At 70.5% G+C, this 13,926-nt stretch carries 11 protein-coding genes; 8 read left to right on the top strand and 3 right to left on the bottom strand.

Annotated elements, in window-relative coordinates; genetic code table 11:
• Positions 1-394 precede the first annotated feature (394 nt).
• Complete coding sequence (locus tag C8250_RS36570) at positions 395-2,998, top strand: discoidin domain-containing protein (protein ID WP_138354210.1); 2,604 nt, start codon at positions 395-397, stop codon at positions 2,996-2,998.
• A gap of 103 nt (positions 2,999-3,101) precedes the next feature.
• Here the strand turns inward: C8250_RS36570 and C8250_RS36565 are convergent, their stop codons facing one another.
• From C8250_RS36565 to C8250_RS36555, 3 genes are read right to left on the bottom strand one after another with little or no spacing between them, the layout of a single operon-like run.
• The gene (locus tag C8250_RS36565) at positions 3,102-3,467 is read right to left on the bottom strand and encodes a hypothetical protein (protein WP_244809595.1); all 366 of its coding nucleotides are present in this window, start codon (positions 3,465-3,467) and stop codon (positions 3,102-3,104) included.
• On the bottom strand, positions 3,464-3,796 hold the full coding sequence (locus C8250_RS36560; protein ID WP_138354211.1) for a metalloregulator ArsR/SmtB family transcription factor: 333 nt from the start codon (positions 3,794-3,796) through the stop codon (positions 3,464-3,466). Before C8250_RS36560 ends, C8250_RS36565 begins: the two co-directional genes overlap by 4 nt.
• Positions 3,797-3,801: 5 nt before the next feature.
• On the bottom strand, positions 3,802-3,990 hold the full coding sequence (locus C8250_RS36555) for a hypothetical protein (RefSeq protein WP_138354212.1): 189 nt from the start codon (positions 3,988-3,990) through the stop codon (positions 3,802-3,804).
• Positions 3,991-4,173: 183 nt separating this feature from the next.
• Here C8250_RS36555 and C8250_RS36550 point away from each other — a divergent pair, with 183 nt between their 5' ends.
• From C8250_RS36550 to C8250_RS36520, 7 genes are all read left to right on the top strand, one after another.
• Positions 4,174-6,306, top strand: a complete 2,133-nt coding sequence (locus tag C8250_RS36550; RefSeq protein WP_138354213.1) for a discoidin domain-containing protein — start codon at positions 4,174-4,176, stop codon at positions 6,304-6,306.
• 420 nt (positions 6,307-6,726) lie between these two features.
• The gene (locus C8250_RS36545) at positions 6,727-7,809 is read left to right on the top strand and encodes an ABC transporter substrate-binding protein (RefSeq protein ID WP_138354214.1); all 1,083 of its coding nucleotides are present in this window, start codon (positions 6,727-6,729) and stop codon (positions 7,807-7,809) included.
• Positions 7,810-7,918: 109 nt separating this feature from the next.
• The gene (locus C8250_RS36540; protein WP_138354215.1) at positions 7,919-9,577 is read left to right on the top strand and encodes a sugar ABC transporter ATP-binding protein; all 1,659 of its coding nucleotides are present in this window, start codon (positions 7,919-7,921) and stop codon (positions 9,575-9,577) included.
• Positions 9,574-10,545: an ABC transporter permease gene (locus tag C8250_RS36535; protein WP_138354216.1), complete on the top strand. Its 972-nt coding sequence runs from the start codon at positions 9,574-9,576 to the stop codon at positions 10,543-10,545. The genes C8250_RS36540 and C8250_RS36535 overlap by 4 nt, the downstream gene beginning before the upstream one ends.
• Positions 10,542-11,573 carry an ABC transporter permease gene (locus C8250_RS36530; RefSeq protein WP_138354217.1) on the top strand — a complete coding sequence of 344 codons (1,032 nt, stop codon included), beginning with the start codon at positions 10,542-10,544 and terminating at the stop codon, positions 11,571-11,573. Before C8250_RS36535 ends, C8250_RS36530 begins: the two co-directional genes overlap by 4 nt.
• 134 nt (positions 11,574-11,707) lie before the next feature.
• The gene (locus C8250_RS36525) at positions 11,708-12,724 is read left to right on the top strand and encodes a LacI family DNA-binding transcriptional regulator (protein ID WP_138354218.1); all 1,017 of its coding nucleotides are present in this window, start codon (positions 11,708-11,710) and stop codon (positions 12,722-12,724) included.
• 71 nt (positions 12,725-12,795) lie between these two features.
• The gene (locus tag C8250_RS36520) at positions 12,796-13,896 is read left to right on the top strand and encodes an aldose epimerase family protein (RefSeq protein ID WP_138354219.1); all 1,101 of its coding nucleotides are present in this window, start codon (positions 12,796-12,798) and stop codon (positions 13,894-13,896) included.
• The last annotated feature ends 30 nt before the right edge of the window (positions 13,897-13,926 follow it).

Here is a 13,926-nt window from a genome sequence, read left to right as displayed (position 1 = left end):
GTGCGCGCCGTCAGCGAACAGCGTAGGACATGCCCGGCGAAGCGCGGCGATGACCCCCGTCACGGTCTCGCCCGTGTTCAGAACCCGAAGACACCTACTTTCCGGGATACCCGCTGGTCATCGCTCCGCTTCAACATCTGTCGCAATTTCCGGGCCATTTACCGTTGTTCGCCGAGCTTCTCCCGGTCCCCGTTCGCACTGCGTGCACAACTCTTGACATGCAGGAAACACAGGGAGAACCATCGCGGTGTACCGGGAGAGCGCTCTCTCACGCGTGAGGACTCACCCGTGAGGACGCACCCGCATGTCGCTGCCCGCATCGCGTCGTCCGGCCACCGCACGGCCGGACGGCCACCGAGTCCTGCCCTCGCACGTGGAAACAGGAGAGTTGCTCATGCTCGCACCCCCCACCGGTCCACCTGCGCCGAGACCGACGGCGCCGGTGAACCTGCGCAACACGGCCGTGGCGGTCATCACGGCGCTGATCGCCTCGCTGCTCCTCTTCATCCCCTCGCACTCCGCGCACGCGGCGGGCACCCTCCTGTCGCAGGGCAAGACCGCGACGGCGTCGTCCACCGAGAACGGCGGCACCCCCGCCGCGGCCGCGGTCGACGGCAACACCGGCACCCGCTGGTCCAGCGCCGCCGCCGATCCCCAGTGGATCCAGGTCGACCTCGGCGCCACCGCCACCATCAGCCGGATAGCCCTCACCTGGGAGACTGCGTCCGCCAAGGCCTTCGCGATCCAGGTCTCCGACAACGGCACCACCTGGACCGACGCGTACTCCACCACGACGGGCCCCGGCGGTAGCCAGACGCTGGACGTCAACGCTTCCGGGCGCTACGTCCGTATGTACGGCACCGTCCGCGCCACCGGCTACGGCTACTCCCTCTGGGAGTTCCAGGTCTTCGGCACCCCGGGCGGCACCACGCCGCCCACCGGGGGCACGCTGCTCTCGCAGGGCAAGGCCGCCACGGCGTCGTCCACCGAGAACGCGGGCACGCCCGCCGCCTCCGCGGTCGACGGCAACACCGGCACCCGCTGGTCCAGCGCCGCGACCGACCCGCAGTGGCTCCAGGTCGACCTCGGCGCCACCGCGACCATCAGCTCCGTCACCCTCAACTGGGAAGCGGCGTACGCCAAAGCCTTCAAGGTCCAGACGTCCGACAACGCGTCGACGTGGACCGACGTCTACTCCACCAGCACGGGCACCGGCGGCAACCAGACGCTGAACGTGACCGGCACCGGGCGCTACGTCCGGGTCTACGGCACCACCCGCGCGACCGTATACGGCTACTCGCTGTGGGAGTTCCAGGTCTACGGCACCCCGGGCGGCACCACCGACCCCGGTGGCCCGATCGAGGGCGGCGGTGACCTCGGTCCCAACGTGAAGGTCTTCGACCCGTCCACCCCCAACATCCAGGGGACGCTGGACCAGATCTTCACGCAGCAGGAGTCGGCCCAGTTCGGCACCGGCCGGTACCAGCTGTTCTTCAAGCCGGGCACGTACAGCGGCCTGAACGCGCAGATCGGCTTCTACACCTCGATCTCGGGTCTCGGCCTCAACCCCGACGACACCCAGATCAACGGTGACATCACCGTCGACGCCGGCTGGATGGCGGGCAACGCCACCCAGAACTTCTGGCGCTCCGCGGAGAACCTGGCGATCACGCCGTCCAACGGCACCGACCGGTGGGCGGTCGCGCAGGCCGCGCCCTTCCGCCGGATCCACGTCAAGGGCGGGCTGAACCTGGCGCCCGCGAGCTACGGCTGGGCGAGCGGCGGCTACATCGCCGACAGCAAGATCGACGGCACCGTCGGCCCGTACTCGCAGCAGCAGTGGTACACCCGTGACAGCTCGGTCGGCGGCTGGACCAACGGCGTCTGGAACATGGTGTTCTCGGGTGTCCAGGGCGCTCCGGCGCAGGGCTTCCCGAACCCCGTGTACACGACGCTCGCCACCACCCCGGTGTCGCGCGAGAAGCCGTACATGTACCTGGACGGCAACGACTACAAGGTCTTCGTCCCGTCCAAGCGCGTCAACGCCGTCGGTACGTCCTGGCCGAACACGCCGGGCACCTCGCTTCCGCTGAGCCAGTTCTACGTGGCGAAGCCGGGGGTCTCCGCGGCGACCATCAACGCGGCGCTCGCCCAGGGTCTCAATCTGCTCTTCACTCCTGGCGTCTACCACGTCGACCAGGCGATCAACGTGACCCGCGCCGACACCGTCGTGCTCGGTCTCGGCCTGGCCACCATCGTTCCGGACAACGGCGTGACAGCGGTCAAGGTCGCCGACGTCAACGGCGTCAAGCTGGCCGGCTTCCTGATCGACGCCGGTACGGTCAACTCGCCGGTGCTGCTGCAGATCGGCCCGGCCGGATCCTCCGCCGGCCACGCCGCCGACCCCACGTCCATGCAGGACGTGTTCGTGCGGATCGGTGGCGCGGGCCCCGGCCAGGCGACCACCGCGGTCGAGGTGAACAGCAACGACACGATCATCGACCACACCTGGCTGTGGCGCGCCGACCACGGCGCGGGCGTCGGCTGGAACACCAACCCGTCCGACTACGGGCTGAAGGTCAACGGCGCCAATGTGCTGGCGACCGGACTCTTCGTCGAGCACTTCAAGAAGTACGACGTGGAGTGGAGCGGCGAGAACGGCAGGACGATCTTCTTCCAGAACGAGATCGCCTACGACCCGCCGAACCAGGCCGCCATCCAGAACGGCAGCATCAGGGGCTTCGCCGCCTACAAGGTCGACGACAACGTCACGACGCATGAGGGCTGGGGCCTCGGCAGTTACTGCAACTTCACCGCGGATCCGACGATCGTGCAGGACCACGGTTTCGAGGCACCGAACAAGCCGGGCGTGAGGTTCCACGACCTGCTGGTGGTGTCGCTCGGCGGCATGGGCCAGTACGCCCACGTCATCAACGACGTCGGGTCGCCGACGTCGGGTACCTCGACGGTGCCGTCCACGGTGACGTCGTACCCGTAACCCGCTGACGGCATGAGTACGGGGCGCGGGGCGGCACGGAAGTGGGCCGCCCCGTGTCACAGCAGGAGGAGAGCGCTCTCCCTCTGTATGCCTCAGCAGGTGTTCAGAGGGTCCGCAGCAGTTGTTCGGCGCCGGCGACCGCGAGGAGACCGGCGCCCAGCAGCCACATGGCCACCCGGGTCCGGCCCTTCCGGCTCAGCTCGATGACCACGCCGCACACGATCAGCGCCGCCCCGTACACGCCCACGACCAGGACCGACGGCTGGTCGCCGAGCCGCACCACCAGCACGGCCGCCGCGACGGCCATGAAGAACGCGGCGACGACGATGCGGATCCGGCGCGCCTGCCGGGGAGTCAGCGGCTGATGACGGAAGTCGCGGATCAGGGCGAGCCGCTCCCGCGGTGTCGCGTCCTGCCATCGCGGGCCGAGCTGCTGGCTGTCGAGTTCTTCATCGCCGGTTGTGGTCACGGGCTGAGCCTAGGGCCTGGGACGTGGCCCGCGGCCACTTCACCGACCAGTCCGTTCAGGACCCGGCGTGACGCCCGCATCAGATCGGCGACATCCCCGGCAGACAGGGAGTAGACCACGGTGTCCTTCTCACGGGTCGAGGTGACGATCCCCGACCGGCGCAGGATCGCCAGCTGCTGCGAGAGGTTGGAGCGCTCCACCTCGATCGCGGCCAGCAGCTCGCGGACCGGCATCGGCCCGTCCTGCAGCAGCTCCAGGACCCGGATGCGGACCGGGTGCCCCAGCATCCGGAAGAGCTCCGCCTTCGCCTGGTACAGCGGAACCGGCACGGTCCTCACGTCCTCTCGCCCCCGTCGGCCGCGGGGAGCTCGACACCATGGAGCCTGGCCAGCCCCAGCGATTCCTCCAGCGCGTCGAGGGCCCCGGAGATCGCCCCGTACTCGCCGCTGTCCACCGCTGCCGCCAGGGCGGCACGCGCTTCCGCCACCTGCCCACGGACCGCCTCGGGTGTCATCTCCGTCATCGCACCTCCCGCATGCCGCCCCCCTTGATGAGGACATGATGTACGGAAGTGAAGAATTCTTCAATTCACCCGGCCAGGCCGGTTCGCGCTCACCGCGGTGGAGCGCTCTCCCCCTTCTGACGTGATGGCGGCACCGCCGCACTCATCCCTGCGCAGAGAGCGCTTCCACCGATAGGAGATGCCATGACAGGCAGTCCCGGCACCATCCGGCCCCGCCGGAAGCCCCATCGACACCCCTGGCGGCCCCTCGTCCTGACCCTGGTCGCCGCACTGGTGGCAGCCCTTTCCCTGACTGCGGCCGGAGCCCCCGCGCAAGCGGCCGACGCGCTGCTGTCGCAGGGGAAGCCGGTGACGGCGTCGTCCACGGAGAACGCCGGCACTCCCGCTTCCGCGGCCGTCGACGGCAACGCCGGGACCCGTTGGTCCAGCGCCGCCGCCGATCCGCAGTGGCTGCGGGTCGATCTCGGCGCGACTGCCACGATCAGCAAGGTCGTGCTCAACTGGGAGACCGCGTACGGCTCCGCGTACCAGATCCAGACGTCGCCCGACGGCACCGACTGGACCACGGTGTACACGACCACCACCGGCGCGGGCGGCACCGAGACCCTCAACGTCACCGGCAGCGGCCGGTACGTGCGGATCAACGGGACCGTCCGGCACACCCAGTACGGCTACTCCCTGTGGGAGTTCCAGGTCTACGGCACCACCGGCCCCACCACTCCCGCCTGCGGCACCGCCGACGCCGCGCTGAACCAGCCGGCGACCGCGTCCTCCACCGAGAACGCCGGCACCCCCGCGACCGCGGCGGTGGACGGCAACGCCGGGACCCGCTGGTCCAGCGCCGCCGCCGACCCCCAGTGGCTCCAGGTCGACCTCGGCACCGGCCAGAGCATCTGCGGAGTGCAGCTGAGCTGGGAGACCGCCTACGCCAGGGCCTACCAGATCCAGACCTCGGCGGACGGCATCAACTGGACCACGATCCACTCCACCACCACGGGACCGGGCGCGACCGAACTGATCACGTTGTCGGGAACCGGCCGCTACATCCGCGTGTACGGCACCCAGCGCGCCACCGCGTACGGGTACTCGCTCTGGGAGTTCCAGGTCTTCACCACCGGCGGCGGCACGCAGCCGCCCCAGGACGGCTCGGCGCTGCTCTCGTACAACAAGCCGGCCACCGCCTCGACCTACCAGAACGCCAACAGCTGCACCGGCTGCACCCCGGCCAAGGCCCTCGACGAGGACCCGGCCACCCGGTGGGCGACCAGCGACACCAACGGCTGGGTCGACCCCGGCTGGATCGCCGTCGACCTGGGCGCGACCGCGCACGTCACCAAGGTCGTGCTCCAGTGGGACCCGGCCTACGCCACCGCCTACCAGATCCAGGTCTCGCCCGACGGCACCAACTGGGCGAGCATCTACTCCACCACCACCGGCAAGGGCTTCAAGGAGACCCTGACCGTCGACGGCAACGGCCGCTATGTGCGGATGTACGGCACCGCCCGCAGCAGCAGCTACGGCTACTCGCTGTGGACCTTCGACGTCTACGGCACCGGTGGCAGCCCCACGGCGCCGCCCGCCCTGCCGCCGAACCCCGGCAACCCCGAACACCTGGTGTGGAGCGACGAGTTCAACGGCGCCGCGGGCACCAGGCCGGACACCGGCAAGTGGACCCAGGACGTCGGCAACGGCCAGAACGGCGAGCTCGAGTACTACACCAACGGTGACAACACCGCCATGGACGGCGCGGGCAACCTCGTCATCGAAGCGCGCAAGGAGGCCAGCGGCCAGTACACCTCCGGCCGGATCAACACCTCGGACCACTTCAACTTCACCTACGGCCACGTCGAGGCGCGGATCAAGGTGAGCGGCACGCAGGGCCTGTGGCCCGCGTTCTGGATGCTCGGGTCCAACTTCAAGACCGGTACGCCGTGGCCGAACTCCGGTGAGATCGACATCATGGAGCATGTCGGCAAGGTCGCCGACTCGGTCTACTCCACGCTGCACGCCCCGGCCTACAACGGCGGAAACGGCTACGGCTCGCCGTACACCCTCGCGGGCAGCGACTTCGCCTCGGCCTTCCACATCTACGCCGTGGACTGGGACTCCACCCACATGACGTTCTCGGTGGACGGCCACGCCTTCTTCACCGCGGACAAGGCGGTGGTGGAGTCGACGAGGGGCCCGTGGGTGTACGACCACCCCTTCTACCTCATCCTCAACAACGCGGTCGGCGGTGACTGGCCCGGGGCGCCCGACGCCACGACCGTCCTCCCGCAGAAGATGCAGATCGACTACGTGCGCGTCTCCCAGTAGGACGCCGCCGCCACGCCCGCTCGGGCGCCGGCTGCCGGTCGGGCCCCGTCCACACCTGGACGGGGCCCGACCGGCATTTCGGCATGCATCGTTGGAAAGAAGGTCCACGCAGTCCACGCAGTCCACGCAGGACATCAACGATGGGTGCCGGATGGCGAGTTCCAGGCCGGACACATTTTGGAAATGCGGGAACCGAACGCTTGTCGGCGCCGCGCAGCGCGTATATAACGTTGTAAAGCCGAGTGGCGGGAGAGCCTCCTCAGCCGCCGGATCACCGGTATCGGCGCACGTCACCTCGCTGCCCGGGCACCGCGCTCCCCTCGCGCGGCGGTCCGCCGGCGTGCGCGCCCCGCAGAACTCCAGGACCGGACCACGTACTGCTCGGCGGCATCGCCGTCGTACCCAAGGAGTGTCGTGAGCATGACCATCCAGAGATCCCGCACCCTCGCCGCCGCCTGTGTACTCGTCGTGATGGCCGGGCTGGCGACCGCCGGCTGCTCGAAGCAGGAGACGACCGACAAGGCCACCGGCGACACCGGCGCGGAAGCGCAGACCGTCGCGCCCACCACCGGTGCCGCGGGCACGGGCTGCACGCTGCAGAGCTACGGCGCCACCAAGCTGGACCTCAAGAACGCGGTGGTCGGCTTCTCCCAGTCCGAGAAGGAGGCCAACCCCTTCCGGATCGCGGAGACCCAGTCGATCAAGGAGGAGGCCACCAAGCTCGGTGTGAAGAAGCTGCTCACCACCAACGCCCAGTCCCAGCTGCCCAAGCAGATCAGCGACATCCAGGACATGCTCTCCCAGGGAGCGCAGCTGCTCATCGTCGCGCCGCTCAACTCCGACGGGCTGGAGCCGGCGCTGCAGGCCGCCGCGGCCAAGCACGTCCCGGTCATCACCATCGACCGCAAGCTCAACGCCACCGCCTGCAAGGACTATGTGGCCTTTCTCGGCTCCAACTTCGTCGAGCAGGGCAAGCGCGCGGCCGACGCGATGATCAAGGCGACCGGCGGCAAGGGCAAGGTGGCGATCCTGCTCGGGGCGTCGGGCAACAACGTCACCACCGACCGCACCAAGGGCTTCGTGGACCAGCTCAAGGCCCAGGCGCCCGGACTGGAGATCGTCGCCCAGCAGACCGGCGAGTTCGCCCGTGACAAGGGCCAGCAGGTCATGGAGCAGCTCATCCAGTCCAAGCCGGACATCACCGCCGTCTACGCCGAGAACGACGAGATGGGCCTCGGCGCGGTCACCGCGCTCAAGGGCGCGAACAAGAAGCCGGGCAAGGACATCAAGATCGTGTCGGTCGACGGCACCCGCAACGCCGTCCAGGCGCTGGTCAACGGCGAGTACAACGCCGTCATCGAGTCCAACCCGCGCTTCGGGCCGCTGGCGTTCGCCACCGCCCAGAAGTTCTTCGGCGGCGAGGGCATCCCGGAGAACGTGATCATCTCCGACCGGGCGTACGACGACAGCAACGCCAAGGCGTCGCTGGGCGGGGCGTACTGACCCGGGCCCACAGCCCCGAGCCCGAGGCCGCAGGCCGCGCGACGGGCCGCCCCCGCACCGGCGCGGGCGGTCCGGACCCCCACCAGCTCTCCCCCGGAAGGCCACGACCATGGCACCATCCGAAGCCGTCGAGGCGGCGTCCGTGCCGGCCGGCACCGCGGAACCACCCGGCGCACCGGCCGTGTTGGAGGCCGTCCGCGTCAGCAAACGCTTCCCCGGCGTGGTGGCGCTCGACGAGGTGTCCTTCGCCCTGCGGGCCGGTGAGATCCACGCACTGGTCGGGGAGAACGGCGCCGGCAAGTCGACGCTGATCAAGCTGCTCACCGGCGTCCACCGCCCGGACGGCGGGGAGCTGCGGCTCGGCGACGCCCCGGTCTCGTTCCACCGCCCCTACGAGGCGCAGCAGGCGGGGATCTCGACCATCTACCAGGAGGTCAACCTCGTCCCCCTGATGAGCGTGGCCCGCAACATCTTCCTCGGCCGTGAGCCCAAGAACCGGTTCGGTCTGATCGACTTCCCCCGGATGCACCGCGAGGCCGCCGAGCTGCTGACCGGCTTCGGGGTCAGGGCCGATCCGCGCCGGCCGCTGCACACGCTCGGCGTCGGCACCCAGCAGATGGTGGCCCTGGCGCGGGCGGTGTCCGTGCGGGCCCGGGTGGTCGTGATGGACGAGCCCACGTCCTCGCTCGAACCCCGCGAGGTCGAGACGCTCTTCCGGGTGATCGGCGAGCTGCACGGCCGCGGCATCGCGATCGTCTACGTCAGCCACCGGCTGGACGAGCTGTACCGGATCTGCGACCGCGTCACGGTCCTGCGGGACGGCCGGCATGTGCACACCGGCGAGCTGCGCGAGCTCGACCGGATGCGGCTGGTGTCGATGATGCTCGGCCGCGAGATCGCGGAGGTCCGCCGGCACGGCACCACCGGTTTCGGCGACGGGCACCAGGCCGAACGTCGGCCCGTACTCACCGCGACCGGGCTGACCAGCGGGCAGGTACTGCGTGACGTCGGCCTGGAACTGCATCCGGGCGAAGTGCTCGGGCTGGGCGGGCTGCTGGGCTCCGGTCGCAGCGAGACCGCCAAGGCCGTGGCCGGGGCGCTGGCGCTGGACGGCGGCGAGATCAGCGTCGGCGGCCGCCCCCTGCGCCGGCTCACCCCCGCCGCGGCGATCAGGGCCGGGATCAGCCTGCTGCCCGAGGACCGCAAGGCCGAGGGCATCGTCCCCGGTCTGTCGGTCCGGGAGAACATCGTGCTCGCCGCGCTGCCCCGGCTCTCGCGCGCCGGGATCGTCTCGCGCGGGCGGCAGGACCGCATCGTCGACGTGTTCATGAAGCGGCTGCGGATCAAGACGTCCAGCCCGGAGCAGAAGGTCGGCGAACTGTCCGGCGGCAACCAGCAGAAGGTGCTGCTGGCCCGCTGGCTCTGCCTGGAGCCCAAGGTCCTGCTGCTCGACGAGCCCACCCGCGGCATCGACGTGGGCGCCAAGGCCGAGGTGCAGGCGCTGATCGACGACCTCGCGCAGGAGGGTCTGGCGGTGCTGCTGATCTCCTCCGACATCGAGGAGCTCATCGAGGGCTCCGACCGCATCCTCGTCCTGCGCGGCGGCGCGGTGGCGGGCGAACTGACCGGCGACCGGGTCGAGGAGAGCGAACTCCTCGCCGTCCTGGCCGACGAGACAGCTGATGAGACAGCTGATGCGACAGTCGGTGCGACGAAGGGATCCGCGGCCCCCGAAGAACCCGCTGCCCCCAAGGAGGACCGGCGATGACCGATGTCCCCATCACCCTCTCCGCCCGCGGCCTCGACAGGTCCCGGGTCACCGGACTGCTCCAGCGGTACGGCGTCTACGGCGCCGTCGCCGCGCTCCTGGTCTTCAACGCGGTCTTCACCGACCACTTCCTGACCGTCGGCAATCTGCGCACCCAGCTCGTCCAGGTCTCCCCCATCGTCATCGTCGCGCTCGGCATGGCGCTGGTCATCGGCACCGAGGGCGTCGATCTGTCGGTCGGGTCCACGATGGCGCTCGCCAGCGCGCTGCTGCCGCTCTACCTCGGCTACGGCCTGGCCCCGGCGCTGCTGCTCGCGCTGTTCGCCGGGGTCGTGGTCGGCCTGGTGAACGGCTCGCTGGTCGCCCTCGTGGGACTGCAGCCCATCGTCGCCACCCTCGCGCTGTTCGTCGGCGGCCGCGGTCTGGCGCTGGTCATCGCGGACGGACAGCTCAAACAGATTCAGAACCGCGACCTGTTGGGCCTGGGCACCGACAGCCTGCTGGGCATCCCGCTGGTCGTCCTGATCGCCGGAGTGCTCGCGATCGTCATCGCGTTCCTCGTCCAGCGCACCACCTTCGGGCGGCAGCTGGTCGCGGTCGGCGGCAACCGGGCCGCCGCCGCGCTGGCCGGTCTGCCCGTCAAGCGCGTGCTGATCGGCGTGTACGTGGTGTGCGGTGTCCTGGCGGCGCTGGCCGGTGTCCTCGCCACCGCGCGGCTGACCGCCAGCGATCCCTCCGCGCTCGGCAATCTGATGGAGCTGTCCGCCATCACCGCCGTGGTCGTCGGCGGCACCCCGCTGACCGGTGGCTCGGTACGGGTCCTGGGCACGGTGACGGGCGCCCTGCTGATGCAGCTGCTGCACGCCACCCTGGTCACCCACAACCTGCACGACTCCACCGCCCAGATGGCCCAGGCGGCCATCATCCTCGTCGCCGTCTATGTCGCCCGGGAGCGTCGATCCCGATGAAATCCCTCGTCAAAGCCACCTCCGCACCCACCGTCCCCCGACAGGCGGCCCCGGCGTACGCCGCCCGCCCCACCGGCCGGCGGCGCGCGGCCGAACTGCTGCAGCGCCAGGGCGTCCTCGTGGTCCTGCTGCTGGTGGTTCTCGTCTCCTCGTTCGTCTTCCCGTCCTTCGCGAGCCTGGACAACGCGCGCGGCGTGACGGTCCAGGCGTCCTTCCTGTCGATCGTCGCCCTCGGGATGACGCTGGTGATCATCACCGGCGGGATCGACCTGTCCGTCGGTTCCGTCTTCGCGCTCGGCGGCGTGCTCGCGGCCTGGGCCTCGCAGTGGGGCGTGCTGCCCGCGCTCCTGGTGCCGCTCGCCGTCTGCGGGGCGATCGGGGCGGTGAACGGCCTGCTCGTCGCGCGGGCCGGCATGGCGCCGTTCATCGTGACGCTGGCTTCGCTGCTCGGCGCCCGTGGACTGCTGCTCGCCCTCACCCACGAAGGCGCCACCACCTATCTCGTGCCGCGCGGCTCGGCCTTCGCCGAACTGGGCGGCGGCAGCCTCGGGGGCTTCGGGTACCCGGTGTTCATCGCGCTGGCGCTGTTCGCGGGCGGCGGTCTGGTGCTGCAACGCACCTCGTTCGGCCAGACCCTGTTCGCGGTCGGCGGCAGCAGCGACGCCGCCACCTTGATGGGTCTGCCGGTGGCCAGGACGAAGGTCCTGGTCTACGTGCTGAGCGGGCTGCTGGCCGGGCTCGCCGGCGCGCTCAACGCCGCCCGGCTCTCCTCGGGCGTCACCATCATCGGGGTAGGGATGGAACTCGACGCCATCGCCGCCGTGGTGATCGGCGGCACGCTGCTGGTCGGCGGCGCGGGGTCGGTCTCCGGCACGCTGTGGGGTGTCCTGCTGCTGGCGGTGATCCAGAATCTGATCAACCAGATCGGCTCGCTGAACTCCTCCTACCAGTCGGTCGTCAGCGGCGGCTTCCTGATCCTCGTGGTGGTCGCCCAGCGCTATCTGTCCACGGCCCGCCGCAGTACCTGAACCCGCCCGGCTCCGCCGCCGGTCGTGGACCGGGCGGAGCCGGACGCAGCACACTGGGGCCGGAAACCGCCGGGTCTCAACAGCCGGGCCCCAACAGCCCGGATCTCGACAGCTCGGCCGAAGGAAGGACATTCGTGGGCGCCAGCCTCAAGGACGTCGCGCAGCTGGCGGGCGTTTCCATCAAGACCGTCTCGAACGTGGTCAACAACTATCCGCACGTCACTCCCGGAATGCGCGCGAAGGTGCAACGGGCCATCGACGAGCTCGGCTACCGCCCCAACCTGACCGCCCGGCATCTGCGCAAGGGCCGCACCGGAATCATCGCGCTCGCCGTCCCCGAACTGGGCAACCCGTACTTCGCGGAACTCGCGGGCGCCGTCGTCGACGCCGCCGCCCGGCACGACTACACCGTCCTGCTCGACCACACGGCGGGCGAACGGCAGAAGGAGATCCTGGTCTCCCAGGGCTTCCGCGCCCATGTCATCGACGGCCTCATCCTCAGCCCCATCGAGCTGGAGGCCGCCGACCTGCTGGGCCGGACCGATGACGCCCCGCTGGTGCTGCTCGGTGAGCGCGAGTACGACGCGCCCTACGACCAGATCGCCATCGACAACGTCTCCGCCGCGCGCACCGCCGTACGCCATCTCACCGGGCTCGGGCACCGCCGGATCGCGTTCCTCGGCGCCCGCAGGGAGAGCGCCAGGCAACCCGCCCATCTGCGGCTGCGCGGCTGGCGGGAGGAGCTGACCGCCGCCGGACTGCCCTGCGACGACTCGCTGGTGGCCGCCACCGACGGCTACGGCCGGGTCGACGGCGCCGCCGCCATGAACGCCCTGCTGGACCGCGGGGAGCGGCCCGACGCCGTCTTCGCGTACAACGACCTGATCGCGATCGGCGCGATGCGCGCGCTGACCGACCGCGGGCTGCGGGTACCGGACGATGTCGCCGTGGTCGGCTTCGACGACATCGAGGAGGGGCGGTTCTCGACCATCGCCCTCACCACGGTCTCCCCCGACAAGCAGGCCATCGCCCGGCTCGCGGTCGAGCGGGTGGTGGCCCGGCTCGCGGGCGCCCCCCACCTGGTGCCGGAGCGGATCCAGCCCGGCTACACGCTGGTGGCCAGGGAGTCCACCGCCCGCCGGCCGGGCTGATCCGGGCCGCCCTCCATGGGCACCGACCGCCGCGTATCCGTCCAGCACCGCACCCTTCCCGAGGACTCACCATGCCCCGACCCGCAGCGCACCGTGAACCGTTCGGCGTCACCCCGGACGGCCGGGCCGTGGACCGCTGGACGCTGCGGTCGGCGACCGGAGTCACCGCCGAGGTCCTCACCTACGGGGGCATCCTGCACGCCCTCACGGTCCCGGACCGCGCGGGCCACAGCTGTTCCGTCGTCCTGGCGCTGCCGGACCTGGAGAGCTACGCCGCACCGAACCCGTATGTCGGAGCCCTGGTCGGGCGCTACGCCAACCGCATCGCGGGCGGCCGGTTCACCCTCGACGGGCAGGAACACCACATACCGGCCAACGACCACGGGCACGCCCTGCACGGCGGCCCCGAGGGTTTCAACAGCCGGGTGTGGCAGGCGGAACCGGTCGGCGACGGCGCCGACGTACGGCTGACGCTGCGCAGCCCCGACGGCGACATGGGATTCCCCGGTGAGCTGACGGTGACGGCGACGTACGCGCTCGACGACCGGGGCACGCTCTCCGTCACCTTCGAAGCCGTCACCGACCGGCCGACGGTCATCAACCTCACCCACCACGCCTACTTCAACCTGGCGGGAACGGGAGCGGGGGTGGGGGCAGGGGCTGGGTCGGGGCCGGGCGCTGTGCTGGACCACTGGCTGAGCGTCGGCGCGGACAGCTATCTCCCGGTGTCGGCGGACGCGATCCCGCTCGGCCCGGCCCGGGAAGTGGCCGGCACGCCCTTCGACTTCACCGCACCTCGGCGGCTGGGCGACGGCCTGGCGACGGACCATCCGCAGCTGAAGGACGCCAACGGATACGACCATTGCTGGGTCCTGCGCCCGCCGGAGGGTCCTGACGGTCTGCGGGCCGCCGCCCTGCTGCGCGATCCCGCGTCCGGCCGGGAACTCCAGGTCTGGACGACCGAGCCCGGCCTCCAGGTCTATACGTCCAACCACCTCGACGGCTCGCTCACCGACGCCGAAGGCAACCGCCATGAGCGGCACGGAGCCGTCTGCCTGGAGACCCAGCACTTCCCCGACTCACCGAACCGGCCTTCCTACCCCACGACCGTGCTGCGTCCCGGCTCCGCTTTCCGCAGCCGCACCGAATTCCGCTTCCCCCACCTGCTCTGAGCGTGCGTCGGTGGTCCCGTGGGGCGGCGG

The organism is Streptomyces sp. So13.3, from assembly GCF_005860785.2.
Lineage (GTDB): Bacteria > Actinomycetota > Actinomycetes > Streptomycetales > Streptomycetaceae > Actinacidiphila > Actinacidiphila fildesensis.
The sequence above is the reverse complement of the archived record's forward strand: the minus strand, read 5'-3'. Positions and strand labels throughout refer to the sequence as shown.

Excerpts from the sequence above, each read along its gene's own strand:
- C8250_RS36540 (WP_138354215.1), top strand. The coding sequence starts at position 7,919 with ATGGCACCATCCGAAGCCGTCGAGGCGGCGTCCGTGCCGGCCGGCACC.
- C8250_RS36555 (WP_138354212.1), bottom strand. The coding sequence starts at position 3,990 with ATGACGGAGATGACACCCGAGGCGGTCCGTGGGCAGGTGGCGGAAGCG.
- C8250_RS36535 (WP_138354216.1), top strand. The coding sequence starts at position 9,574 with ATGACCGATGTCCCCATCACCCTCTCCGCCCGCGGCCTCGACAGGTCC.
- C8250_RS36570 (WP_138354210.1), top strand. The coding sequence starts at position 395 with ATGCTCGCACCCCCCACCGGTCCACCTGCGCCGAGACCGACGGCGCCG.
- C8250_RS36520 (WP_138354219.1), top strand. The coding sequence starts at position 12,796 with ATGCCCCGACCCGCAGCGCACCGTGAACCGTTCGGCGTCACCCCGGAC.
- C8250_RS36530 (WP_138354217.1), top strand. The coding sequence starts at position 10,542 with ATGAAATCCCTCGTCAAAGCCACCTCCGCACCCACCGTCCCCCGACAG.
- C8250_RS36550 (WP_138354213.1), top strand. The coding sequence starts at position 4,174 with ATGACAGGCAGTCCCGGCACCATCCGGCCCCGCCGGAAGCCCCATCGA.
- C8250_RS36545 (WP_138354214.1), top strand. The coding sequence starts at position 6,727 with ATGACCATCCAGAGATCCCGCACCCTCGCCGCCGCCTGTGTACTCGTC.